This window comes from Pseudomonas sp. TE3644, from assembly GCF_056278815.1.
In genome coordinates this window covers 528,023-551,295 of sequence record NZ_JBWBQF010000001.1, presented here as the reverse complement: position 1 = coordinate 551,295, position 23,273 = coordinate 528,023, and the positions used below count along the sequence as shown (strand labels likewise).

Annotated in this window: 24 protein-coding genes, 1 tRNA gene and 2 pseudogenes; 9 read left to right on the top strand and 18 right to left on the bottom strand. The window is 60.5% G+C overall.

Annotated features, from left to right (window positions below; genetic code table 11):
- Window positions 1–37 precede the first annotated feature (37 nt).
- The 7 genes from hscB to trmJ all read right to left on the bottom strand — a co-directional run bounded on the left by hscB (window position 38) and on the right by trmJ (window position 4,970).
- On the bottom strand, window positions 38–559 hold the full coding sequence (hscB, locus tag ACZ9GA_RS02455; RefSeq protein WP_457357359.1) for a co-chaperone HscB: 522 nt from the start codon (window positions 557–559) through the stop codon (window positions 38–40).
- Window positions 560–567: 8 nt separating this feature from the next.
- Complete coding sequence (iscA, locus tag ACZ9GA_RS02450; RefSeq protein ID WP_027978942.1) at window positions 568–891, bottom strand: iron-sulfur cluster assembly protein IscA; 324 nt, start codon at window positions 889–891, stop codon at window positions 568–570.
- A 31-nt stretch (window positions 892–922) separates the two neighbouring features.
- Window positions 923–1,309, bottom strand: coding sequence for a Fe-S cluster assembly scaffold IscU (iscU, locus tag ACZ9GA_RS02445; protein WP_027978943.1), 387 nt, complete (start codon window positions 1,307–1,309; stop codon window positions 923–925).
- Window positions 1,310–1,411: 102 nt separating this feature from the next.
- Window positions 1,412–2,626 carry an IscS subfamily cysteine desulfurase gene (locus ACZ9GA_RS02440; protein ID WP_457357362.1) on the bottom strand — a complete coding sequence of 405 codons (1,215 nt, stop codon included), beginning with the start codon at window positions 2,624–2,626 and terminating at the stop codon, window positions 1,412–1,414.
- A 40-nt stretch (window positions 2,627–2,666) separates the two neighbouring features.
- Window positions 2,667–3,161: a Fe-S cluster assembly transcriptional regulator IscR gene (gene iscR, locus ACZ9GA_RS02435; RefSeq protein WP_008366125.1), complete on the bottom strand. Its 495-nt coding sequence runs from the start codon at window positions 3,159–3,161 to the stop codon at window positions 2,667–2,669.
- A 247-nt stretch (window positions 3,162–3,408) separates the two neighbouring features.
- A complete protein-coding gene (gene cysE, locus ACZ9GA_RS02430; RefSeq protein ID WP_457357364.1) occupies window positions 3,409–4,194 on the bottom strand; it encodes a serine O-acetyltransferase in 786 nt (261 codons plus the stop codon).
- Between the two features lie 2 nt (window positions 4,195–4,196).
- Entirely contained in the window at window positions 4,197–4,970 is a 774-nt protein-coding gene (gene trmJ, locus ACZ9GA_RS02425) for a tRNA (cytosine(32)/uridine(32)-2'-O)-methyltransferase TrmJ (protein WP_457357366.1), read from the bottom strand.
- 144 nt (window positions 4,971–5,114) lie between these two features.
- On the opposite strand from trmJ, the gene suhB reads away from it, so the two are divergent.
- The gene (suhB, locus tag ACZ9GA_RS02420; RefSeq protein ID WP_457357368.1) at window positions 5,115–5,936 is read left to right on the top strand and encodes a type III secretion system regulator SuhB; all 822 of its coding nucleotides are present in this window, start codon (window positions 5,115–5,117) and stop codon (window positions 5,934–5,936) included.
- 159 nt (window positions 5,937–6,095) lie between these two features.
- Here suhB and ACZ9GA_RS02415 read toward each other — a convergent pair whose 3' ends face one another.
- The 6 genes from ACZ9GA_RS02415 to queA all read right to left on the bottom strand — a co-directional run bounded on the left by ACZ9GA_RS02415 (window position 6,096) and on the right by queA (window position 12,184).
- Window positions 6,096–6,632: a glycine zipper 2TM domain-containing protein gene (locus tag ACZ9GA_RS02415; RefSeq protein ID WP_457357370.1), complete on the bottom strand. Its 537-nt coding sequence runs from the start codon at window positions 6,630–6,632 to the stop codon at window positions 6,096–6,098.
- A 120-nt stretch (window positions 6,633–6,752) separates the two neighbouring features.
- Window positions 6,753–7,664, bottom strand: a complete 912-nt coding sequence (gene secF / locus ACZ9GA_RS02410; protein ID WP_457357372.1) for a protein translocase subunit SecF — start codon at window positions 7,662–7,664, stop codon at window positions 6,753–6,755.
- A 9-nt stretch (window positions 7,665–7,673) separates the two neighbouring features.
- Window positions 7,674–9,542 (bottom strand): protein translocase subunit SecD, encoded by a 1,869-nt coding sequence (gene secD, locus ACZ9GA_RS02405; protein ID WP_027978950.1) that lies wholly within the window; start codon window positions 9,540–9,542, stop codon window positions 7,674–7,676.
- 63 nt (window positions 9,543–9,605) lie between these two features.
- Window positions 9,606–9,944, bottom strand: a complete 339-nt coding sequence (gene yajC / locus ACZ9GA_RS02400; RefSeq protein ID WP_008366112.1) for a preprotein translocase subunit YajC — start codon at window positions 9,942–9,944, stop codon at window positions 9,606–9,608.
- A 45-nt stretch (window positions 9,945–9,989) separates the two neighbouring features.
- Window positions 9,990–11,105 (bottom strand): tRNA guanosine(34) transglycosylase Tgt, encoded by a 1,116-nt coding sequence (gene tgt, locus ACZ9GA_RS02395; protein ID WP_199267081.1) that lies wholly within the window; start codon window positions 11,103–11,105, stop codon window positions 9,990–9,992.
- Between the two features lie 14 nt (window positions 11,106–11,119).
- The gene (gene queA / locus ACZ9GA_RS02390; RefSeq protein ID WP_457357374.1) at window positions 11,120–12,184 is read right to left on the bottom strand and encodes a tRNA preQ1(34) S-adenosylmethionine ribosyltransferase-isomerase QueA; all 1,065 of its coding nucleotides are present in this window, start codon (window positions 12,182–12,184) and stop codon (window positions 11,120–11,122) included.
- 109 nt (window positions 12,185–12,293) lie between these two features.
- On the opposite strand from queA, the gene ACZ9GA_RS02385 reads away from it, so the two are divergent.
- Both ACZ9GA_RS02385 and ACZ9GA_RS02380 read left to right on the top strand, forming a co-directional pair.
- A tRNA-Leu gene (locus ACZ9GA_RS02385) sits at window positions 12,294–12,378 on the top strand.
- A gap of 709 nt (window positions 12,379–13,087) precedes the next feature.
- Window positions 13,088–13,375: a DUF3077 domain-containing protein gene (locus ACZ9GA_RS02380; protein ID WP_476227577.1), complete on the top strand. Its 288-nt coding sequence runs from the start codon at window positions 13,088–13,090 to the stop codon at window positions 13,373–13,375.
- A 248-nt stretch (window positions 13,376–13,623) separates the two neighbouring features.
- On the opposite strand, the gene ACZ9GA_RS02375 is transcribed toward ACZ9GA_RS02380, so the two are convergent.
- Both ACZ9GA_RS02375 and ACZ9GA_RS02370 read right to left on the bottom strand, forming a co-directional pair.
- A complete protein-coding gene (locus tag ACZ9GA_RS02375; protein ID WP_457357376.1) occupies window positions 13,624–14,043 on the bottom strand; it encodes a hypothetical protein in 420 nt (139 codons plus the stop codon).
- Window positions 14,030–14,230, bottom strand: a pseudogene (locus ACZ9GA_RS02370) (PAAR domain-containing protein); the annotation flags it as partial. The pseudogene ACZ9GA_RS02370 and the gene ACZ9GA_RS02375, both read right to left, overlap by 14 nt.
- Window positions 14,231–14,996: 766 nt before the next feature.
- On the opposite strand from ACZ9GA_RS02370, the gene ACZ9GA_RS02365 reads away from it, so the two are divergent.
- Together ACZ9GA_RS02365 and ACZ9GA_RS02360 are read left to right on the top strand one after the other, a co-directional pair.
- A complete protein-coding gene (locus ACZ9GA_RS02365; protein ID WP_457357378.1) occupies window positions 14,997–15,659 on the top strand; it encodes an Abi family protein in 663 nt (220 codons plus the stop codon).
- A 255-nt stretch (window positions 15,660–15,914) separates the two neighbouring features.
- A pseudogene (locus ACZ9GA_RS02360) lies at window positions 15,915–16,330 on the top strand (DUF3077 domain-containing protein).
- 220 nt (window positions 16,331–16,550) lie between these two features.
- Here ACZ9GA_RS02360 and ACZ9GA_RS02355 read toward each other — a convergent pair.
- Window positions 16,551–16,835, bottom strand: a complete 285-nt coding sequence (locus ACZ9GA_RS02355) for a type II toxin-antitoxin system Phd/YefM family antitoxin (protein ID WP_457357379.1) — start codon at window positions 16,833–16,835, stop codon at window positions 16,551–16,553.
- Between the two features lie 250 nt (window positions 16,836–17,085).
- On the opposite strand from ACZ9GA_RS02355, the gene ACZ9GA_RS02350 reads away from it, so the two are divergent.
- Window positions 17,086–17,418, top strand: a complete 333-nt coding sequence (locus ACZ9GA_RS02350; protein ID WP_457357381.1) for a hypothetical protein — start codon at window positions 17,086–17,088, stop codon at window positions 17,416–17,418.
- Window positions 17,415–18,491 carry an acyltransferase family protein gene (locus ACZ9GA_RS02345; RefSeq protein WP_457357383.1) on the top strand — a complete coding sequence of 359 codons (1,077 nt, stop codon included), beginning with the start codon at window positions 17,415–17,417 and terminating at the stop codon, window positions 18,489–18,491. The genes ACZ9GA_RS02350 and ACZ9GA_RS02345 overlap by 4 nt, the downstream gene beginning before the upstream one ends.
- Before the next feature lie 519 nt (window positions 18,492–19,010).
- Here ACZ9GA_RS02345 and ACZ9GA_RS02340 read toward each other — a convergent pair.
- On the bottom strand, window positions 19,011–20,330 hold the full coding sequence (locus tag ACZ9GA_RS02340; RefSeq protein ID WP_457357385.1) for a hypothetical protein: 1,320 nt from the start codon (window positions 20,328–20,330) through the stop codon (window positions 19,011–19,013).
- 86 nt (window positions 20,331–20,416) lie between these two features.
- Between ACZ9GA_RS02340 and ACZ9GA_RS02335 the strand changes: the two genes are divergently transcribed.
- Together ACZ9GA_RS02335 and ACZ9GA_RS02330 are read left to right on the top strand one after the other, a co-directional pair.
- Entirely contained in the window at window positions 20,417–21,481 is a 1,065-nt protein-coding gene (locus ACZ9GA_RS02335) for a helix-turn-helix transcriptional regulator (protein WP_081719177.1), read from the top strand.
- Window positions 21,474–22,184, top strand: a complete 711-nt coding sequence (locus ACZ9GA_RS02330; protein ID WP_051373640.1) for a helix-turn-helix transcriptional regulator — start codon at window positions 21,474–21,476, stop codon at window positions 22,182–22,184. Before ACZ9GA_RS02335 ends, ACZ9GA_RS02330 begins: the two co-directional genes overlap by 8 nt.
- 64 nt (window positions 22,185–22,248) lie before the next feature.
- On the opposite strand, the gene ACZ9GA_RS02325 is transcribed toward ACZ9GA_RS02330, so the two are convergent.
- Window positions 22,249–23,193 (bottom strand): hypothetical protein, encoded by a 945-nt coding sequence (locus ACZ9GA_RS02325; RefSeq protein ID WP_457357388.1) that lies wholly within the window; start codon window positions 23,191–23,193, stop codon window positions 22,249–22,251.
- Window positions 23,194–23,273 lie beyond the last annotated feature (80 nt).

Genomic DNA, 23,273 nt, shown 5'->3' with positions numbered 1-23,273 from the left:
ATCTGAATATCAGGCGTGCAGCCGTAGCAACACTGGGTTAATCGTCGAGGCGCTCTTCCAGCTGGCGCACTTCGTAGGACAGCTTGTCGAGGAACTGCATGCGCCGCATCAGGCGTTCGGCCTGTTCGCGCTGCGCAGCATCATCCCAACAGCTGGCGAAGCTCTCGTTCAGTTGCTCCTGGGCCTTCTTCACCCGCTGCTTGAACTGCGCCACACCGTCAAGGTCGGCACTGTCTTGCAGGTCTTCGAGCTCTTCGCGCCACTGCATCTGCTGCATCAGGAACTCAGGGTCGTGGACCGTGACTTCCTGGGGCACTTCGTGGCCACCGATGGCCAGCAGGTAACGGGCCCGCTTGGGCGCGTTCTTGAGCGTCTGGTAGGCCTCGTTGAGGCCAGCGGACTGCTCAAGCGCCAGGCGCTGTTCGCGCTCGGACGCATCGGCAAAGCGATCGGGGTGAACGGCACGCGCCAGCTCGCGATAACGCGAAGCCAGCTGGTCGAGGTCCAGGCGGAAGCCAGGCCGCAGGTCGAACAAGGCAAAATGACAAGGAGTACCCACGGTCAGCCTCAAACGTTGAAGCTTTCGCCGCAGCCACATTCACCGCGTACGTTGGGGTTGTTGAACTTGAAGCCTTCGTTCAACCCTTCCTTGACGAAATCCAGCTCGGTGCCGTCAAGGTACGCCAGGCTCTTGGGGTCGATGATCACTTTCTCACCGTGACTTTCGAACACCTGGTCGTCTTCGCCAAGGCTGTCCACGAACTCCAGCACATAGGCCAGGCCCGAACAGCCGGTAGTGCGAACACCCAGGCGGATACCCTCGCCCTTGCCACGACCGTCCAGGGAACGGCGGATATGCTTGGCGGCGGCTTCTGTCATGCTGATAGCCATCGAGACTCCTTACATCGTGCGATGCGTGCTGTTAGAGCAAACCTTTCTTCTGCTTGTAGTCGTGAACGGCGGCCTTGATGGCGTCTTCAGCGAGTACGGAGCAGTGGATTTTCACCGGCGGCAACGCCAGTTCTTCGGCCAGCTGGGTATTGCTGATGGTGACCGCTTCATCCAACGACTTGCCCTTCATCCACTCGGTGGCCAGGGAGCTGGAAGCAATGGCGGAGCCACAGCCGTAGGTCTTGAACTTGGCGTCTTCGATGATACCCTGCTCGTTGACCTTGATCTGCAGGCGCATTACGTCGCCGCAGGCTGGAGCGCCAACCATGCCGGTGCCCACGTCCGGGTCTTCGGCATTCATCTTGCCGACGTTACGTGGGTTTTCGTAGTGGTCGATGACCTTTTCGCTGTAAGCCATGATTCTCAATCCTCACTCATCAGGGCCGCTCTGAAGGCCCTGTAGATACGCCTGCGTTAACGCCACGTCTCTACAGGATCTGGATGGTGGCGGCTTCTTTGTTTAGTGTGCCGCCCACTCGATCTTCGAGATGTCGACGCCGTCTTTGAACATATCCCACAGCGGCGACAGTTCGCGCAGCTTGGTCACGGCCTCGCAGACTTTCTGCGCGGCGTAGTCGATTTCTTCTTCGGTGCTGAAGCGGCCGAAGGTGAAACGGATCGAGCTGTGCGCCAGTTCGTCGTTGCGGCCCAGGGCACGCAACACGTAGGACGGCTCGAGGGAGGCCGAGGTGCAGGCCGAACCGGACGATACGGCCAGGTCCTTGAGCGCCATGATCAGCGACTCGCCTTCCACGTAGTTGAAGCTCAGGTTCAGGTTGTGCGGTACGCGGGCGGTCAGGCTGCCGTTGACGTACAGCTCTTCCAGGTGCTCGACCTGCTTGAAGAAGCGGTCGCTCAGGGCCTGGATGCGCTGGTTTTCAGCGGCCATTTCCTGCTTGGCGATGGCGAAGGCTTCGCCCATGCCGACGATCTGGTGGGTAGCCAGGGTGCCCGAACGCATGCCGCGCTCGTGACCACCGCCGTGCATGGTGGCTTCCAGGCGTACGCGAGGCTTGCGGCTGACGTACAGCGCGCCGATGCCCTTGGGGCCGTAGGTCTTGTGCGCCGAGAACGACATCAGGTCGACCTTCAGCTTGGTCACGTCGATCTCGACCTTGCCGGTGGACTGGGCGGCGTCAACGTGGAACATCACACCGCGCGAGCGGGTCAGCTCGCCAATGGCGGCGATGTCGTTGACGGTGCCGATTTCGTTGTTCACGTGCATCACCGACACCAGGATGGTGTCGTCACGCAGCGCCGCTTCGATCATGGCCGGGGTGATCAGGCCGTCTTCCTGCGGGTCGAGGTAGGTAACCTCGAAGCCTTCACGCTCCAGTTGGCGCATGGTGTCCAGGACCGCCTTGTGCTCGATCTTGGAAGTGATCAGGTGCTTGCCCTTGGTGTGATAGAAGTGCGCGACACCCTTGATGGCCAGGTTGTCGGACTCGGTTGCACCGCTGGTCCAGACGATTTCACGCGGGTCGGCGCTGACCAGGTCGGCGACCTGGCGACGAGCGTTCTCAACCGCTTCTTCAGCCTTCCAGCCGAAAACGTGGGAACGGGACGCCGGGTTGCCGAAGTTTCCGTCAACCAGCAGGCAGTCGCTCATCTTTTGCGCTACACGCGGGTCAACCGGCGTGGTGGCGGAGTAATCGAGGTAAATCGGCAACTTCATTGAAATTCTCCTATCAGGCGGGCTAGCCATAGTCCCGACGTCATTCGACGAAGGACGTTTCGATCTTGTCCAGGCGCTGGCTCTTGGTGGTGTTGCAACGGCGCAGGTCCTGGCGCTGGGCGACCTCTTGCACTTCACGGCGAGTGACAAGGTCAGCCAGACTGATACCGCTCAAAAACTCATGAATCTGCTGGCTCAGGTCGCACCACAGGTGGTGGGTGAGGCAGGTGTCGCCGGCGTGGCAATCGCCCAGTCCCTGGCAACGGGTTGCATCGACCGACTCGTTGACCGCATCGATGACCTGGGCCACCTGGATGCCTTCCATCTCGCGCGACAGCTGATAGCCACCGCCGGGCCCGCGCACGCTGGACACCAGATTGCTGCGGCGCAGCTTGGCGAACAGTTGCTCCAGGTACGACAGGGAAATGCCTTGGCGCTCGGAGATATCGGCCAGTGAGACGGGCCCATGCTGCGCGTGCAACGCCAGGTCGAGCATGGCGGTCACGGCGTATCGGCCTTTAGTTGTCAGTCGCATGGCGAGTACCACGGGGTTACGAAAAGGGAGTAGCGGAATACTGGCAAGTATGCAATTCCCGAGTAATTAAGTCAACTTTAAGACCTACTACCTTAGTCGGGAATAGCGGCAAAACGGGCGGCGTACTATAGCACGGGATTTTTGGTTTGCCTGCAGCCGCTGCCGAAGGCTGCGCTGGCCACGTGCCCCGCTGGAGATCTCCAGCGAACATCAGGGCCAGCGCAGCCTGGCGGCAGCGGCTACGGGGTCAGCGGGCTTCGGCGGCAGGCGCCTCGACCTCACCCTTCACGCATTTGAAGTCTTCATCGCGCAGTTGCGGCAGTTCCTTGGCGCAATAGTCACTGCCCATCCGCGTCATCGCCCCGCACATGTCCTCCAGGCGGCCATCCACGGCGTGCAGATGATCCAGCAACTGGCCAATGGCGCGCGCCACCGGGTCAGGCATGTCTTCGGTCACGCCATAGGCATCGAAGCCGATCTTCTCGGCCATGGCCTTGCGCTTGGCGTCCACGGCGTCATCGCTCTTGACGATGATGCGCCCCGGAATACCGACCGCCGTAGCGCCGGCCGGGACCGGCTTGGTCACTACCGCATTGGAGCCTATCTTGGCCCCAGCCCCCACAGTGAAAGGCCCCAGCACCTTGGCGCCCGCCCCCACCACCACGCCATCTTCCAGCGTGGGGTGGCGCTTGCCCTTGTTCCAACTGGTACCACCCAGGGTCACACCCTGGTAGAGGGTGACGTCATTGCCGATCTCGGCGGTCTCACCGATAACAATGCCCATGCCATGGTCAATGAAGAAACGCCGGCCGATCTTGGCGCCTGGGTGAATCTCGATGCCGGTCATCCAGCGACCGAAGTTCGACACCATGCGGGCCAGCCACTTGAACTCGGCCTTCCACAGCTTGTGCGCGCCGCGGTGCAACCAGATGGCGTGCATGCCGGGGTAGCTGGTCATCACCTCGAAGGCGTTGCGCGCCGCCGGGTCGCGATGGAATACGCTTTGAATGTCTTCACGCAGACGTTCGAACATGGTCAGTCCTTCCGCTTATGCGGCTCGCCACGGGCCACTTTCTGGGTTTCCGTGAGAATGCCGCGCAATATGTTCATTTCCGCCTTGGCTACCGAGCTGCGGCCGTACAGGCGACGCAAACGCGCCATCAGGTGCCGCGGGCTTTGCGGGTCGAGGAAGCCGATCTCCACCAGGGTGCTCTCCAGGTGTTCGTAGAAACGCTCCATCTCATCGCTGGTCGAGAGCTCTGCGCTCTTGACCGACGCCACTTCGACCTTCTCGGTCTTGGACGCCTGCCCTTCGGCTGCCAGCCAGGCCATACGCACTTCGTAGGCCAGTACCTGCACCGCCGCACCCAGGTTCAGCGAGCTGAAATCAGGGTTTGACGGGATATGCACGTGGAAATGACATCGCTGCAGCTCGTCATTGGTGAGGCCTGCGTGTTCGCGGCCAAACACCAGCGCCACCTCGCCACCCAGCTGGGCGGCCTCTTCGACGCTTTTGCTGCCGCACTCGCGCGGGTCCAGCAGCGGCCAGGGGATACGACGCTCACGGGCGCTGGTGCCCAGCACCATGGTGGTACCCACCAGGGCTTCTTCGAGGGTGGCGACCACCTGGACGTTTTCCAGCACGTCATCGGCACCCGATGCACGGGCACTGGCCTCGTGAGAAGGGAAATCCAGCGGATCGACCAGCACCAGGCGCGACAAGCCCATGTTCTTCATGGCGCGCGCAGCCCCACCGATATTGCCGGGGTGGCTGGTGTTGACCAGGACGACACGAATATTTTGCAGCAAGGCGAGTGCTCACAGACTGGAGGAAAGAGGTGAAATCTTACCGAACAGATACCGCTTGCGCTACGAAAGCTGATCACCCTCTTCTTCGCGGGAACTTTTCTGTTAGAATATTCGGCTTTCTTTAACGACCTAGGTGAAACGTCCATGCAGCCCATGCTGAATATCGCGCTGCGCGCCGCCCGCAGCGCCAGTGAATTGATCTTCCGCTCCATCGAGCGCCTGGATACCATCAAGGTTGATGAAAAAGACGCGAAGGATTACGTCTCTGAAGTAGACCGTGCGGCCGAACAGAAAATCATCGACGCCCTGCGCAAGGCCTATCCGACCCACACCATCCGTGGCGAAGAAACCGGCCTGCACGCCGGCAGCGGCGAAGGCGCCGAATACGAGTGGATCATCGACCCACTGGATGGCACCACCAACTTCCTGCGCGGCATCCCGCACTTTGCCGTCAGCATCGCCTGCAAATACCGCGGCCGCCTGGAGCACGCCGTTGTTCTGGACCCGGTTCGCCAGGAAGAATTCACCGCCAGCCGTGGCCGTGGCGCCCAGCTGAACGGCCGTCGCCTGCGCGTCAGCGGCCGCACCAGCCTGGAAGGCGCCCTGCTGGGCACCGGCTTCCCGTTCCGCGACAACCAGATGGCTGACCTGGACAACTACCTGGGCATGTTCCGCTCCCTGGTAGGCCAGACCGCCGGCATCCGCCGCGCCGGTGCTGCCAGCCTTGACCTGGCCTACGTGGCCGCCGGCCGTTTCGACGCCTTCTGGGAGTCGGGCCTGAGCGAATGGGACATGGCCGCTGGCGCCCTGCTGATTCAAGAAGCAGGCGGCCTGGTGAGCGACTTCACCGGTGGTCACGACTTCCTGGAGAAGGGCCACATCGTTGCCGGTAACATCAAGTGCTTCAAAGCAGTACTGACGGCCATCCAGCCGCACCTGCCTGCTTCGATCAAGCGCCAAGCGTAAATCGGGCACAAAAAAAGCACCCTTCGGGGTGCTTTTTTTATGCCTGCGGTTTGCTGCGCCATCCGTAGCCGCTGCCGTCAGGCTGCGCTGGCCCTTGTGAACACTGGAGATACCCAGCGAGGCACAGGGCCAGCGCAGCCTGGCGGCAGCGGCTACAGGTTACTGCTGGGTCAGCACCAGTTGGCCATCCTTGCTCACCGGGATCTTGGACCCAGGATCACGGTCCATCTTCACCTGCCCCACCTGACCGTTCAGCTGATACTTCACGTTATAGCCAACCACCTTGCTGCTGATGTCGTTGACCGTGTTGCAGCGGCTTTCCGTGGTGGTGTAAGTGTCACCGTTCTGCATGTGCTCCTGCACCTTGTTGCCCGCATAGCCACCGCCCACGGCGCCGGCCACGGTGGCCAGGGTCTTGCCCTTGCCGCCACCGACCATATGGCCCAGCAGGCCACCGCCCACGGCGCCCAGCACGGTACCGGCCACCTGGTGCTGGTCCTGCACGGCGCGGCGGTGGGTTACCGCTACGTCATGACACTCCTTGCGGGGCGTCTTGATCTCTTGATTGATAGGGTCTACAGCCAGAACTTCTGCGTACTCTGGGCCACTTTTCACGAGGCTGTAGGTCGCGACAGCACCACCGGCGGTTACCGCCACGGCACCCAACACTGCACCAACCAGCAACGATTTGTTCACTTGAACCTCCTGACCTTCTTATACGGATCAACGTCCGCGCTTCTCCCAGCCTTGGAGCACAAAAAAAGGCGCGAGTTCAAAACTCGCGCCTTTTCAGGGGATTAAGCGACGGCGATCACATTAGGGGCGATCGTCGACTTTATCCTTGGTGACCGGAGCAATCAGGTCGTCACTGTTCAGGTTCAGCCAGATCAGCACCACGTTGGCGATGTAGATCGAGGAGTAGGTACCCGCCAGCACGCCAATGAACAGCGCGATGGAGAAACCGAACAGGTTGTCGCCGCCGAAGAACAGCAGCGCGGCGATGGCCAGCAACGTCGAGATCGAGGTAGCCAGGGTACGCAGCAGGGTCTGGGTGGTCGAGACGTTGATGTTCTCGATCAGCGAAGCCTTGCGCAGCACGCGGAAGTTCTCGCGCACCCGGTCGAATACCACGATGGTGTCGTTCAGCGAGTAGCCGATGATGGCCAGTACCGCCGCCAGCACCGTCAGGTCGAAGGTGATCTGGAAGAACGACAGGATACCCATGGTCACGACCACGTCGTGCACCAGGGAGGCGATGGCGCCTACCGCGAATTTCCACTGGAAGCGGAAAGCCAGGTAGATCAACACGCCGCCCAGGGCCATGAGCATGCCCAGGCCGCCCTGGTCACGCAGCTCTTCACCCACTTGCGGGCCGACGAACTCGGTACGGGTGACCTTGGCCGGGTTATCACCGCCCACCTTTGCCAGCGCTTCAGAAACCTGGGCGCCCAGCTTGGGGTCGTCGCCCGGCATGCGCACCAGCAGGTCGGTGGTGTCACCGAAGTTCTGCACGATGGCTTCGTGGTAGCCAGCGGCAACCAGTTCGCTACGCACCTGGGTCAGGTCGGCCGGCTTCTCGTAGTTGAGCTCGATCAGCGTACCGCCAGTGAAGTCCAGACCGAAGTTCAGGCCCTTGTGGAACCAGCTGAACAACGCCAATACCGTGAGGAACAGTGTCAAGGCGAACGCAATGTTGCGAACGCCCATGAAGTTGATGGTACGTTTCATGGCAGCCCCTTAAATCCACAACTTCTTGAAGTCACGACCGCCGTAGATCAGGTTGACCATTGCGCGGGTCACCATGATGGCTGTGAACATCGAGGTAAAGATACCCAGGGACATGGTCACGGCGAAGCCTTTCACCGGGCCGGTGCCCATGGCGAAAAGAATGCCGCCTACCAGCAAGGTGGTCAGGTTGGCGTCGACAATGGCGGTGAACGCACGGCCGAAACCTTCGTTGATCGCCCGCTGCACGCTCATCCCGGCGGCGATTTCCTCGCGGATACGCGAGAAGATCAGCACGTTGGCGTCAACCGCCATACCCATGGTCAACACGATACCGGCAATACCCGGCAGCGTCAGGGTGGCACCCAGCACCGACATCAGGGCCAGCAGCGCCACCATGTTCAGCGCCAGCGCCACGGTGGCGATGATGCCGAAGAAGCGGTAGATGGCGATGATGAACAGCGACACAAACAGCATGCCCCACAGGGACGCATGGATACCCTTGGTGATGTTGTCGGCACCCAGGCTTGGGCCAATGGTGCGCTCTTCGGCGAAGTACATCGGCGCGGCCAGACCACCGGCACGCAGCAGCAGGGCCAGTTCCGACGATTCACCCTGGCCGTTCAGGCCGGTGATGCGGAATTGCGCGCCCAGCGGCGACTGGATGGTCGCCAGGCTGATGATTTTCTTCTCTTCGCTGAAGTCCTGCACGGCCACGTCTTTCTCGACGCCGTCGACAGTCTGCTTCTCGTAGCGGGTGAACGGCTTCTGCTCGATGAACAGTACCGCCATGCTGCGGCCGACGTTGCTGCGCGTGGCGCGGCTCATCAGGTCGCCACCGTGGCCATCAAGCTTGATGTTCACTTGCGGCTGGCCATGCTCGTCGAAGCTGGCCGACGCGTCGGTCACCTGGTCACCGGTGATGATCAGGCTGCGCTCGACGGCGGCTGGCGGACGGCTGCCGTCACGGAACTCGAAGGTCTCGGTGGTGGCACGCGAATCATCGGGGCCTGCGCCCAGACGGAATTCAAGGCTGGCGGTCTTGCCCAGGATGCGCTTGGCTTCTGCGGTGTCCTGCACGCCTGGCAGCTCCACCACGATGCGGTTGGCACCCTGGCGCTGTACCAGTGGCTCGGCCACGCCCAGCTCGTTGACGCGGTTACGTACCGTGGTCAAGTTCTGCTTGATGGAGTATTCGCGGATCTCGGCCAGCTTGGCCGGGGTCAGCGTCAGCGACAGTACCTGCAACTCCCCACGGGTGGAGGTGGTCAGGTCGAAATCGGTGTAGGTCTTGCGAATGATCGCCTGGGCCTGGGTCAGGCTGTCGGCATCGGCAAAGCCCAGCTGAATGGCAGCGGCCTGCTGAGGCATGCTGCGGTAGCGGATCTTTTCCTTGCGCAGCTCGGTCTTGACGTCGGCTTCGTAGATTTTCAGGCGGGCATCAATGGCCTTGTCCATGTCCACGGCGAGCAGAAAGTGCACACCACCGGACAAGTCCAGGCCCAGCTTCATCGGGTGCGCGCCAATGTTGCGCAGCCACTGCGGCGTGGTAGCCGCCAGGTTCAGCGCTACAACATAGTCGTCGCCCAAGGTTTTGCGGACCACGTCCTTGGCAGGCAGTTGGTCATCACGCTTGGCCAGACGCAACAAACCGCCCTTGCCATTCTCGGCCAGCGTTGCCGCCTTGACCTCGATACCGGCATCGGTCAGCGCCTTGGCGCTGCGGTCCAGATCAGCCTGGGTGACTTGCAGCGCAGAGCTTGCGCCCGAGACCTGGATGGCCGCGTCATCAGGATAGAGATTGGGTGCGGAATAAATAAAACCGACCGCCAGCACCGCCAGGATCAGTAGGTATTTCCACAGAGGGTATTTGTTCAGCATCACGCCGCCCGTTCAAGACGCGGGGCGCCTTGCGCGCCCCGTCGATTGGTAAAAGTCTGAAACTTAGATCGCTTTGAGCGTGCCTTTCGGCAGGGTCGCGGCAATGGCGCCCTTCTGGATCTTCAGCTCTACAGTGTCCGAAACCTCGATCACCACGAAGTCGTCGGTCACTTTGTTGATCTTGCCGGCGATACCACCGGTGGTCACAACTTCGTCACCTTTCTGCAGGTTGCCCAGCAGGTTTTTCTGCTCTTTGGCACGCTTGGCCTGCGGGCGCCAGATCATCAGGTAGAAGATGACCAGGAAACCGACCAGGAAAATCCACTCGAAGCCACCGCCCATAGGGCCTGCAGCTGCCGGTGCACCGGCGTCGGCCAACGCGTCAGAGATAAAAAAGCTCATTTAGCACTCCAGTTGCAAAATTGTTGACTCAAAAGGGTCACGAACTCAGTCCAAAGGCGGCGTTACAAGCCCGCGTTTGGCGTAGAAGGCATCGACAAAGGCGGCCAATGTACCCTGTTGAATAGCCTCGCGCAAACCAGCCATCAGCACCTGGTAATGACGCAAATTGTGGATGGTATTCAACATGCTCCCCAGCATTTCGCCGCACTTGTCCAAATGGTGCAGATAAGCACGGGAGAAGTTCTGGCAGGTGTAGCAGTCGCAGGTCGGGTCCAGCGGCGAATTATCATGACGATGAAACGCGTTGCGGATCTTCAGCACGCCGGTGTCGATGAACAGATGCCCATTGCGGGCATTGCGGGTTGGCATCACGCAATCGAACATGTCCACACCGCGGCGCACACCCTCCACCAGATCTTCCGGCTTGCCAACACCCATAAGGTAACGAGGTTTGTCAGCGGGCATCTGGCCCGGCAGATAATCCAGCACCTTGATCATCTCGTGCTTGGGCTCGCCCACCGACAGACCGCCGATGGCCAGGCCGTCGAAGCCGATCTTGTCCAGGCCTTCCAGCGAGCGCATGCGCAGGTTCTGGTGCATGCCGCCCTGGACGATGCCGAACAGCGCCGCGGTGTTGTCACCGTGAGCGTTCTTGGAGCGCTGAGCCCAGCGCAGCGACAGCTCCATGGACACACGGGCCACGTCTTCGTCAGCCGGGTACGGGGTGCACTCGTCGAAAATCATCACCACGTCGGAGCCCAGGTCGCGCTGTACCTGCATCGACTCTTCGGGACCCATGAACACCTTCGAGCCGTCCACCGGGGAGGCGAAGGTCACGCCCTCTTCCTTGATCTTGCGCATGGCGCCCAGGCTGAACACCTGGAAACCACCCGAGTCGGTCAGGATAGGGCCCTGCCACTTCATGAAATCGTGCAGGTCGCCGTGGGCCTTGATCACTTCCATGCCCGGGCGCAGCCACAGGTGGAAGGTGTTGCCCAAAATCATGTGCGCGCCGATGGCCTCGATGTCACGAGGCAGCATGCCCTTCACGGTGCCATAGGTGCCCACCGGCATGAACGCCGGGGTTTCCACCACGCCACGCGGGAAGGTCAGGCGGCCACGACGGGCCTTGCCGTCGGTGGCCAGCAGTTCGAACGACATACGACAGGTGCGACTCATGCGTGATCCCCTGGCGCCGCTTCGCTAGGACCGCGGGGCGCCGGATTGCGGGTGATGAACATGGCATCACCGTAACTGAAGAAGCGGTAACCGTTGTCCACCGCAGCCTGGTAGGCCGCCATGGTCTCGGGATAACCGGCGAAGGCCGACACCAGCATCAACAGCGTGGATTCCGGCAAATGGAAATTGGTGACCAGGCAATCGACCACGTGGAACGGCCGGCCCGGGAAAATGAAGATGTCGGTATCACCGCTGAACGGCTTCAACACGCCATCGCGCGCCGCGCTTTCCAGCGAGCGCACGCTGGTGGTACCCACGGCCACCACACGGCCGCCACGGGCCTTGCAGGCGTTGACCGCGTCAACCACGTCCTGGCTGACCTCCAGCCACTCTTTATGCATGTGGTGATCTTCGATCTTCTCCACACGCACCGACTGGAAGGTACCGGCGCCCACGTGCAAGGTCACGAAGGCGCTTTCCACGCCCTTGGCCTTGATCTGCGCCAGCAGGCCTTCATCAAAGTGCAGGCCGGCGGTAGGCGCCGCCACCGCACCGGCACGCTCGGCGTACACGGTCTGATAGCGCTCGCGGTCGGCGCCTTCGTCGGGGCGGTCTATATAAGGCGGCAGCGGCATATGGCCGACGCGGTCGAGCAGCGGCAGCACTTCTTCATTGAAGCGCAGCTCGAACAGCGCGTCGTGGCGCGCGACCATCTCGGCCTCGCCACCGCCGTCGATGAGAATCATCGACCCCGGCTTGGGCGATTTGCTGGAGCGCACGTGGGCCAACACCGAATGGGTGTCCAGCACACGCTCCACCAGAATCTCCAGCTTGCCGCCGCTGGCCTTCTGGCCAAACACACGGGCAGGGATGACCCGGGTGTTATTGAACACCATCAGGTCGCCGGGGCGCAGGTGCTCCAGCAAATCAGTGAACTGACGATGGGCCAGCGCACCGCTGGGCCCGTCCAGGGTCAACAAACGACTGCCGTGACGCTCGGCCAGCGGGTGGCGTGCAATCAGGGAATCGGGAAGCTCGAAGGAAAAATCGGCGACGCGCATGATGGTGATCGGTTTGACAGGGCCGCGAAGTTTAGCCCAAAACGCACAAATTGACCACGCAAGAGAGTTGACCAACGGTCGAGGCCTCTTTATACTCCGCGGCCATTGAGCCCTGATGGCGGAATTGGTAGACGCGGCGGATTCAAAATCCGTTTTCGAAAGGAGTGGGAGTTCGAGTCTCCCTCGGGGCACCAAGATTCAAATCCCTTCTACCAGGGATTGCAGCAAAGAAACCGACCTTGAGTCGGTTTTTTTGTGTCTGGGATTTGGCTGGCGGGTGCCGATTCTGTAGCCGCTGCCGCCAGGCTGCGCTGGCCCTCACCTCCCCCACAAGTCTCGAACCGCTGGGAATTGCCCACAACCGTTCCCGTGTACACAAGGCTGGCAACGCCTATCCATCAGGCCATGGCACGTTGCAACAAATGTAGATGCTGCCGCCAGGCTGCGTCGCGCCGCGCAGGCGGCGCTCGATCTCAACAGCGACAGAAAAACCAAGGCATGCGCCTGTGAGCCCTGATGCGGTTGCACGGCAGGCACATCGGGCGTTCTTCGCAGGTTCCGGCCTCGGATTGCGTCAAGGCCACCAAGCGCTAGCCGGTATTGTTTTGCCGCTCTTGAGATCGAGCGCCGCCCGCGCGGCGCGACGCAGCCTGGCGGCAACATCTACATTTGTTGCAACGTGCCATGGCCTGATGGATTGGCGTCGCCAGCCTTGTTTGCCCGCTTTAGATAGATATTATCCTCACCCAGGCGGCTAACCCCTGCCCGGATGCAGATCTATGGCGGGTTGCACAGGGACTTGTTCGCAAGTGCCGGTTCGTTCTGTCCGGTCCGCCAACCTTGTGCAATCCGTCACCCAAACCTGCTTGGCGGCAGGCGGTGCCGGTCTGACCTACAGAACGGATACTACTCAATGACCGATCCAACCCCGCACCAAACCAAGGCCAAACCACCTTTGCCACTTGCGGCCCCACCGCCACCCCACTGTTCACCGTCAACCCCGACATCCCGCTCGTGGATGCCCTGGCTCACAGCTCTAACCTGCAACTCATCGCCAACCAACTGATGACAGACACCGCCATGGGCGACGACGGTCCTCATCTGGCGTGGGCAGCGGCTTACCTGGGGGAGATGGCACAGGCGATCGTGCATGATCTGACGATTCCGGTGGCACACAACAACGTAGCTTGATCGCGTTGTGACGCTGGGCTGGATTAGCGGCTGGTTTGGCGTTCTGAACAGGCGGAGCGACCTCACCACCGGCGCTTGGACAACTGCGCCCCTGCGTCACCTGGTCCTGCAAAACCGACCCCGATTGCCTTCCACCAGCTTCAATCCTGAACGGGATGCTTCGCCCGTGCCCACAGTAATCAGTGCGCCGACCACAACCGCAAACCGCATTCCATTCACTGGTGCAAGCCCAGGCCCCACAGCCTCGATCAGTCGTTTGGAGTAATGTCATAAGGTGCATTGGCAACAAAAAGATTAAGCCAAGTGCCCTGCCACTCCGGAACTCCCAGAGAAAACGATCTGCGCGCCTTATGAAACGTGACCCAGGTAATGGACAACTCACCCTCCGTTTCAAACGGCGAACGCATATCCAACAATGAGGCCGCGTAAAGGGGCGTGCGGTAAACATCACCCGGTCGCGTCGCATCCACGACTCTTAGAAATACCTTATCGTGAAAAGGAAACAATAACCCACCCAAGGTGACACTTTCGATAAGGTAGTCGCCTTTGGGGCTACGCAGTGTAAAGTCCGCCTCCCTATTCAATTGCCTGCAAAACTCACCCCCCGCCGCGACAATAACCACCACGATGGCAAGAGAAAAAAACTTAACCTTTTTAAAAATAGTCATTTGATAGCAATGCCCCCTCGGTAATGGACGCTCCGCAACGGCAGGTGTCGCCAACTGTGGCCACTGGCATGCCCTCGAAAATCACATTGGGTGAACCGCTTGCGATGGGATTTGGCGCATGACCGGAAATGGGGCAAGAGTGCGTATCGGAAATGCGAGCCGCTGGTTTTGCGGATATGGAGAAGCTCCTTTTCGAAGATCGTCCTACCGTGGACGCTGGCGCGGCATTTTACAGTGAGTGCAGTCATTGATAAACCAACCGGGCCACCCGCGGACTGTTCCTTGCCAAGCAGCCGTTGAGATGGAGCGCCGTTTTGGTGGGAGCTGCACTGGCGTGGGCGGCGGGCTATCTGGGGAAGATGGCTCAGGCGAACGTGCATTCTGACGATTCCGGTGGCACACAACAGCGCAGTTTGATCGCGTTGTAACGCTGGGCTGGATTAGCGGCTGGTTCGGCGTTTTGGATTGGCTGGGGATTAACTGGGGATTGGCCGGGTTCGGCTGTAGGGCCAGCGCAGCCTGGCGGCAGCGGCTACGGATGACAGTCACCATAGTGGTACCAGCAGGAAATACCCGTGTCTGCGTGCCCTTTACCGGTAACTCGCAGGTACCGCAGGAAAGCGGCAATCGACCATGATTTGAGAAACAGAAAAAGGCCCCGCGAGCGTCCTTTCTTGTTTCGCCGTAGCGCTCATCAGAACGCTGCAACGCGATATTTGAAGCTGGAAACGCGACTCGAAACAGTCTGCGAAACACAGAGAAACAAGACCAGAGAGAAGCAGCGCGACCGAAGCCGGTAAGATTTCCCCCGCGCAGATACGAAAATGGCCCCGCAGAGCGGGGCCATAAATACTTACCTAGTGTCATCACCAGCATGAACCAGAAGGACTTCTGGGAGAGGACGGGCTAGGGCTGCAGCACCAATATAAGCGGTCACGCCAGGATGCGCAAATTTGAGCAACGCGATAGCAGAATCCGTCCTTGAAAGCCTTTTCTCCAAGCCCAGGATCGCCCGCTATGCAGTGAATCCTCGTGGGGCTGCTGCTTCGATTGCTTACCTGTACAACCTGCAGCTGGCAGAGTCGATCATGCCCTGCCTGCACATTTTAGAGGTAGCCCTGCGCAATGCGATCGACAGGCAGCTGAAAGCCAAATACGGCAGGACAGACTGGTGGACCATTGCACCAACCCTTACCCCGAAAGAGATCGAAGTAATTTCCAGCGCCCAGCGGAACATTCAGATGAAGCGCCATGCGGCCACGCCTGACCGAATCGTGTCTGAGCTGAGCTTTGGGTTTTGGGTCGCTCTTTTCAACCTTCGCCACGAGTCAGAGCTGTGGAAGGAACTGCGACTGGCCTTTCCTCGCTGCCCCAAGAACAAACGAAAGCGGACTGAAATCAGCAAGGCTCTCAACATGGCGAGAGACCTCCGTAACCGCGTCGCTCACCATGAAGCTCTGCTTTGGTTGCAGCCGGATATGCAGCATGGCTATCAGGTTTGCCTTGAGGTGATTGGATGGCTTGATCCGCAATTAAAAGCTTGGCTACGGACCGTCTGCAGATTCCCGGTGATGTGGGGAAACTGGATGAACTGCCCACTGCCAAGGAGCGAATGACCACAATTATCCGAGCCAGCCGCCGACAACCCGAGGGGCCAGCTGCCGCTAGAACCAAGCTATCACGCCTGCCACTGAAACATGTCCAGTGTCGCTTGGACCGGCTCCTTCCCTGAATTGATCTTTCTCACCACTCCCGGTAGCCTTGAACGGTTGCCCAATGGCAACCGAGCTTGGCGGCTCGACCAGCAATAAGGCGCAACAACGCCGCACCTCACCATCGCAAGCACCCCTCCGTGCCCGCGATGCTGCGTTATGGCGGGTTGCGCAGGGACTTCTTCGGAAGTGCCGGTTTGCCTATTGCCCGGTCCGCCAACCTTGTGTAACCCGTCACCCTTCTCCTGCTTGGCGGCAGGTTGGGTGATGATCCATCTTGCGATAGGAGATTCACCGATGACCGATCCAACCCCGCACCACACCCAAGGCCAAACCACCTTTGCCCCTTGCGGCCCCACCGCCACCCCACTGTTCACCGTCAACCCCGACATCCCGCTCGTGGATGCCCTGGCTCACAGCTCTAACCTGCAACTCATCGCCAACAACTGATGACAGACGCCGCCATGGGCGACGACGGTCCTCATCTGGCGTGGGCAGCGGCTTACCTGGGGGAGATGGCACAGGCGATCGTGCATGATTTGACGATACCGGTGGCACACAACAGCGCAGTTTGATCGCGTTGTGACGCTGGGCTGGATTAGCGGCTGGTTTGGCGTTTTGGATTGATTGGGGATTGCCCAGGTTCGGCTGTAGGGCCAGCGCAGCCTGGCGGCAGCGGCTACAGATGACAGGGCCGACCAATACCAATAAAGGGGTCACGCAGGATCGCACCAACCAGCTTGTCCACCGATTCACGTTTGCCCGGCAGCAAACGGTCACACTTTAGCGGGGGCGTTACTCTTGCTCTGTGGCTGCCAGCTCCCCGACATCCACGGAGTCCTTCCTGATAAACGCCTTTCCGGCTTTGTGCAAAGCGATGGATTCAAGCAAGCGCCTGGAGTTCTCCTGCGAGCTCAGAAGGTACAGCGTCTCCTCCATGGCGTTGTAATCCTCCAATGACAGGAGCACCATTGGCTCGCCTTGTTGGCGTGTAATAACGGTCGGTTCATGATCACGGCAAACGTCATCCATTGCCTGCTTCAAGCCAGCGCGTGCCTGGCTAAAGGTGATTACATGCATCGTTGACTCCTTCCTGAGATTCTTTAAGGTCCTGACCAGGCTAGGGTTTGATACGGCCACCGCTAATTTATAGCGAGGGCGAATGAATCGCATCATGGCCCTTGTTCGCCGACCTGGTGGAATCTGCCCTTCAAACCTGCGGTTTGATCCATGAAGCCGAGAGCACTTCGCCAAACAAACTGACTCTACTGCTTACAAATCAGTAAGTTGAATATTCTTTCAATTTTTCAAAAGCTATTCCGTCGCTTTCTTGACCAAGCTTATTGACGACGCATTTGGTAACACCTTAAATATCCTTATTCGCCGTCAACACCCCTTTCAGTCATATGAAACCAGCGCTAATCCGCCTTCGGCGGTAGCGCGCCTACAAGTTTCAGGGCAACCCACCATCATGGGCGCGCCCAACCGCAGCCCTTCAGATTTCCCCAACACCACCAACCTGGCCAGCCCCATCAACGGGTCCCCCACCGACATGCCTGCGCCCTACCCGCAGCGCGTGCGGTTTCTTCTGCAAGAGGAATTTTCGATGAAAGTCGTCAACACGCGATTTCTGGCCCAGGAAAAAAGCGAGGTGCTGCAATGAGTCGACTCGCCTACCTCGATTCCCTGCGGGGCCTTGCTGCCGTGCTGGTCGTCATTACCCACCTTTGGCTACCCTCGCTAGGGGCGTGGTCGCTGCCTGACCACTTCCTGCTCGACATCGGCAAGATGGGGGTTATCTGGTTCTTCCTGCTCAGCGGGGTGGTCATTCCGTTCAGCCTGCAGCCAGGCCCCGGCGGCGCGCGGCGCTTTATCGTGTCCCGGGGGCTGCGACTGTATCCGACGTATTGGCTGTCGATAGCGGTGTTCGTCGCCATGTTGGCGCTGACCGGCGCGCAGCTGCCCAGTGGCAGCACCATCCTCGCCAACCTGACCATGCTGCAGGCAGCGCTTGGCTACGGTGACGTGGAGGGGCTGTACTGGACGCTGTTCATCGAATGGGTGTTCTACGCCCTGTGCCTGGGCCTGATGCTGATGGGTAATCTCTACGACACCGAGTTTCGCGCCTTCTGCGCGCTGGGATTGCTGCTGGTCGCCCTGGCAATGGGTTTGGCCCGTATGCTGCTGCACCGCAAGTTGCCGGTCGCCCTGCCTCTGGGGCTTTCGTTGATGTTGTTCGGCTCGATCTGGCGCGACTGGATACTGGGGCAGGCGAACGCTGCGAGTAAACGCTGCGCCGTTGCACTGCTCGTGGCTTTCTGCGTGCTGTTGCCGCCGACCTTCTACACGGCCTACGGCTTCGATACCGGCCTTGGCGAGTACTGGGTGCGTTATCTGTTTACCTATGCGCTGGCCATTGGCAGCTTCCTGGTGCTGACCCAGCGCGTCCGCCTGCAACAGCCACTGCTGCTATGGCTGGGCACCCGCAGTTACTCGCTGTACCTGCTGCACCCCAGCATGGCGTTGCTGGCGGGTTACTGGCTGGGTAGCGCCCAACCGTCGATTCTGGTGGCGCTGGTGGGGACCAGCCTGGCGTTTCTGGCAGCGCATTTGAGTTATCGCTACGTCGAGTTGCCGTTCATGCAGTTGGGTAAACGGCTCAACGGCAAGGCGCGGGTCCCCGTGTCCTTTACCGGTGAATTGCAGGTGCCGCAGGAAAGCGGCAATCGACCATGATGTGAGGAACAAAAAAGGGCCCCGCGAGGGTCCTTTTTTGTTTCGCCGTAGCGCTCCTCGGAAGGCTGCAGCGCCCAGATTCTGAGGGCCAGCGCAGCCTGTCGGCAGCGGCTACAAAGCCTACATGGGCATCCATGCGGAGCATCGACGGACGTTCGGGAACAGCGGTTCAAAATCCTGTTGCATCACCCATTGTCGAAGCAACTCCCGACTGCGCGTCCGCATCCCGCCATCCACCCCACGACGAAACACACGCGGCGGCGGCAAGCGGTATCCCACCCGTTTATCACTATGAAACCGTGCCAGCTGCCGGCGCACCGCCTTCGTGCGGGCGACGGCCCGACAAGGCTCGAATGCCCAGAGCGCGAACGGATAATCGTACTGGCAACCCCGGCGACGGTAAGTACGGGCCATGTCTGTTCCTCCAAAGGTTTATCTGGCTGACATGGCGAGCTCCTTTTGCGGGTCTCAAGGCAGTGAAGCCCGGCCGATAGGTTGGGATCGACCGGGGCATGGCGGTCAGTCGGCGTCGTTGTCGTCGGCCAGCCGGGCCAGGATGGGGCCGACATCGATGGCGCCCTGGGGGGCCGCACCCAGAACGTCCCAGTTGAGCGCCCAGAGCCCCGTCTGGCGGGCGTAGGTCAAAATGCCAAAATCCTTGAGGATGGCGGCCAGCTTGCTGGTATCCGGCACATTCCCACGGCCATTGGTAGCGCGCAGGTACGCCAGGCCAATGCCTTCAGGGCAGGTTCCGGCGCGCACGCCATCGGCACTGTTGGCCAACGGGAACGATGCGGTACCAAACATCATGGAAAGGTTAGTCAGGGTCTGGTTGATCACCGTCAGGGAGAAGGTGGGGTTACCCTGGACGATGATTTCGCTCGGCGTGATGCGATAATGGAAGGGTTTACGCTTGGTCAGCGTGAACCCAGGTAGCCAGACAAACTCTGCCTGGACTGGCTTCACGCTGACCAAGGTTGCGACCTGTGCCGTGCCCAGGTCGTACCCGATCATGAACAGGGCAGCCTCAAGCTTGCGCAGCCCGTCACCCAGCGCGAATTCGTGCTCATGGTCCAGCGGGCCATTCAGCACGGCGCGCAGCACCCAGCTGGCGCGCATGTTCCACTGCACATGCAGGGTGCCCGCCTGCAACCGTGGAAACACCAAGGCACCCCGAGCAGGGTTACGGTTCTTGGGCGTGGCGCTATTGCCCTCCTTGGCTGGCGCCCACGGGAATGCCAGTTCGGGGGGCACCGAGGACAAGCCGTGCAACGTGCAGTATTTCACCACCACCCACCCCAGTGCCGCCGCGACACGGCTGTCGTAGATGATGGCGTCGCGGCAGATCAGCGAATACACCTTGGTCATGCCTGCGTTGAAGCGCAGGCTCGGGCTGAGCAGGGCGGGCGCGGCCAGCGTGTCGCTATCAATCGCGTCGCGCACCTCGACGAGCAATGCGGCCAGGCCCTGACGGTGCTCGATCAGCCAGTCGACGTTATGCGCTTGCACGCCGCCCCAGATCATCACCTCAATCGCCGCCTGGCAGGCCACGTCGTCATCCAGGTGGGCCCCCAGCGCACCCTGCAATTGCTGTTTCAGCGCCAACAGGGCTGCCGCATTGCTGGCGGCCGTATGGCCCTTGTCGATATCCAGACGGCTGATCGACGGGTGCGGCCAGCGGTACTGGCGGTAGGCATCGGTGAGGCTCTGGCACTGCCAGGGCTGCCCGGTGAGGCGGTTGACGTAGCCGTGCTGGAACAGGGGGCTGTCCAGATGGCTGGCCATCCAGTGGATGAAGTGCTGCACAATAGGAGTGGAGAGGTAGGTGCGGCGATGCATTCAGGTATCCTTACAGACGCTTGGGGAGTGGAGCGGAGTATCCGCTACACTGGCGACATTTCGTGTCGCAAGAGTTTGAAATAGTTATGAAGCGTCTGTCGGTGCGTTTGATGTTGATACTGGACTGTCTCAGGGAGGCTGGCTGCGAAGAAAAGACCGCAGATGTGCATGAGCGGATCGTGGAGCGACTCGGTCGCAAGGTCTCTCACAGGACAACCCAGCGTAACTTGGCCGCCCTGAAGGCTGCCGGTGCAGCTGGCGTGGTAAAGCGCAACGGCAAAGACTACTGGTTCAAGAAAAAGGTCGCGACCTCGATTGACCGAATCGGCCAACTTCACCCCGATCAGGCCATCAACCTTATCCTGCTGCTGGAGCACGGCGCACGCTTCGGCATGAAGCAGCAGGTGATGGGGCTTGACGTGCTTCGGCGCTATGCCGAGGCCGTGTTGCTGGAGGCCACCGCCGATAACGCCTGGACTTCGAAGCGCCTGACCAGCAGTACCCGTTTCATGGCGTTGCAGCCGGCCGTCATCGACCAGCAGGCATTGAAACAGGTGCAGGATGCATTGGTGCTCAATCGTGTCATCACGGTGAGTTATCGCGTCCCGGAGCGCGATCTGGTTGTCGACTATCGCCTGCAGGTCATGGGCTTGTCGTTTCAGGACGCCAACATCTACGTCTGCTGTCAGGTGTTGGAGGAGTGCTGGCCCCTTGGCCATGAACCGGCCCCCGGGTCGCCGCGCTACAAATACGAAAGCAACGGCGTGCAATCGCCTTCGGTGCTGCAGATGCACCGCATCCAAGCCGTGACGATGATGCGCGAGGATGCGCCGGCACTGGCCGACTACGACATCAATGCACCCCACGTGAAGAAAGATTTGGTGTCGCTGTACGCCAGTGAACCGATCAAACTGTGTCTGCGCCTGACATTCAATCTGTACAAGCGCCTCAGCGAGAACCGGTTGATGGACGATCAAGTGATTACTCAGGAGGATCAGGGCACTTGGCACCTGAACTGTCACGTGGAAGATGGCCAAGGCCTGCGATTGTGGTTGTTGAGCAATGCCGACCAGATCGAAGTGTTGGGACCCCACTACCTACGGGACTTCATGCGCGACAGCTTACGCAAGGCGTTGGCGGCGTATGGTTAGTAACGCTGGGACGTTGACAGCCTCCTCGCCCGCCCAAGGCTGGCAAGGGGAATTGTGGCTTGGCCGGGACTTTTGTCTGATCGCGGGTATGGCAGGCGCTACCCACGCGCATGCTCATTACGCCCATCAAATTCTCATCGCTTGCCAGGGGCAGGCTGAGGTCATTGTCGAGGGACAATTGCATCGTGGCCAGGTGCTGCTGATCGATTCAGGGCGCGAGCACGCCATGCTTGCGCCCAGGCAACCCTTGATCACGCTTTACGCTGAGCCGCTGGCGTTCGAATTGCAGGCTTTGCATGAGTGCTGCCTGACTGCCGGTGCTGATCTGGAGCGGCTTGCCGAGCAGATCGAGAACCTGCCCCGGCGCGTACTGGACATTCGTTTACAGAAGGCGCTGGAGCGGATTCGCGCCGTAGGCGACGACGCCTTGCCCGCAGATCAGTTGGCGCATGCAGCGGCGCTTTCGGTCAGCCAGCTGGAGCGGCTGTTCACGGGTAGCCTGGGGATATCTGCAAGACGGTTGGTCTTGTGGCAGCGGTTGCGGCAGGCACTGAAGCTGGCGTTGCAGGGCAGTAACCTGACAGAGGCAGCGATGGCGGCTGGGTTTGCCGATTCGGCGCATTTTTCGCGCAGCGTTCGGCGGCAGTTCGGGGTTCGGGCTGACAATACGTTGCGGCATCTTTGTCTGCGGCTGCTGGAATGAGGCCGATATGAAGGTAATTGGCAACGGTGCGCCCGGTCGCCGACGCGCGTTGCAACCTTGCCGGTTACTTGATTGCCTTCTGCCACGCCGGGTCTCCATACCGCAGCAGTTCCGCCACCTTGCCCGTGGATACCTGCCCTTGTACCTGCCCTGCCCGCAACAACCCTGCCACCGTAGCCAGCAACAGATCATGACTCATGATCCCCGTCGCCAACCCCGCAAACACCGTCTTGCCCACCGCCCCCTTGATTACCACCTTCTCTGACCATGCACTCAAATCAACGCCACGCAAGCTGGCCATCGATACCTTGTGCCCCTCCACTTCCAGGTACTCACGCGTCACCACGATGGGCTCGGTGGTGACACTCAGGAAGTTGCCGCCGATGCGCTTGCCCCACACCTGCCCGCTGCTGAGGTAGCTGAATGTCACCGCGCCGCCGGCCTCCAGCGTCTGCATCACCACTGGCAGCCGCTCGCGCAGATAAAGTTCGCGCACCCACTGCACCAGCCCCAAAAAGCCCTTGAGCTGCATCGTGATGCGCTTGAACGGCTCGCTGGCGTCGCGCCGGTAGGCCAGGTTGGTGATCAGACCGCTGAGGGCGGTTTGCCCGGAGCTGAACAGGTACAGATCCTGAATCTCGGTGAACGGGGTGTAGTCGCGCTGGCTGCCGATGACCTGGGTGATGCCGTGTTCATACACCTCGTAACTAGCCCGGCGCAGGTTGCGCTGCCACAGGGCCAGGCCCAGCATGCTCGCCGCCAGGGCTGCCAATAAGGCGGCGGTGGCGTAGAGCATCATGCTCTGGCTGGCGAAGGTGATGTCCATGCCACGGCTGGCCTGCACGCTGATAGGACCGGTAGTGGTGATGTGAGGGGCGATCTGCAGGTACAGGACGAAGACGGCGACTGCCAGCAACACGATGCCGAACAGGCCAGTGAGCAAGGGAAGCATCTTGCCGTGCTTGAAGGTCTTGATGTGTTTGCCGGTGTCGGCAGGGGTGGTTTGCATGAGCCTGTTTCCTTGGCTGGCTGGGCTTCGGAGCGCGCTTCGGGCTGGCTGGGTGGTTCGCTGAATGACCGCGCTGAGTT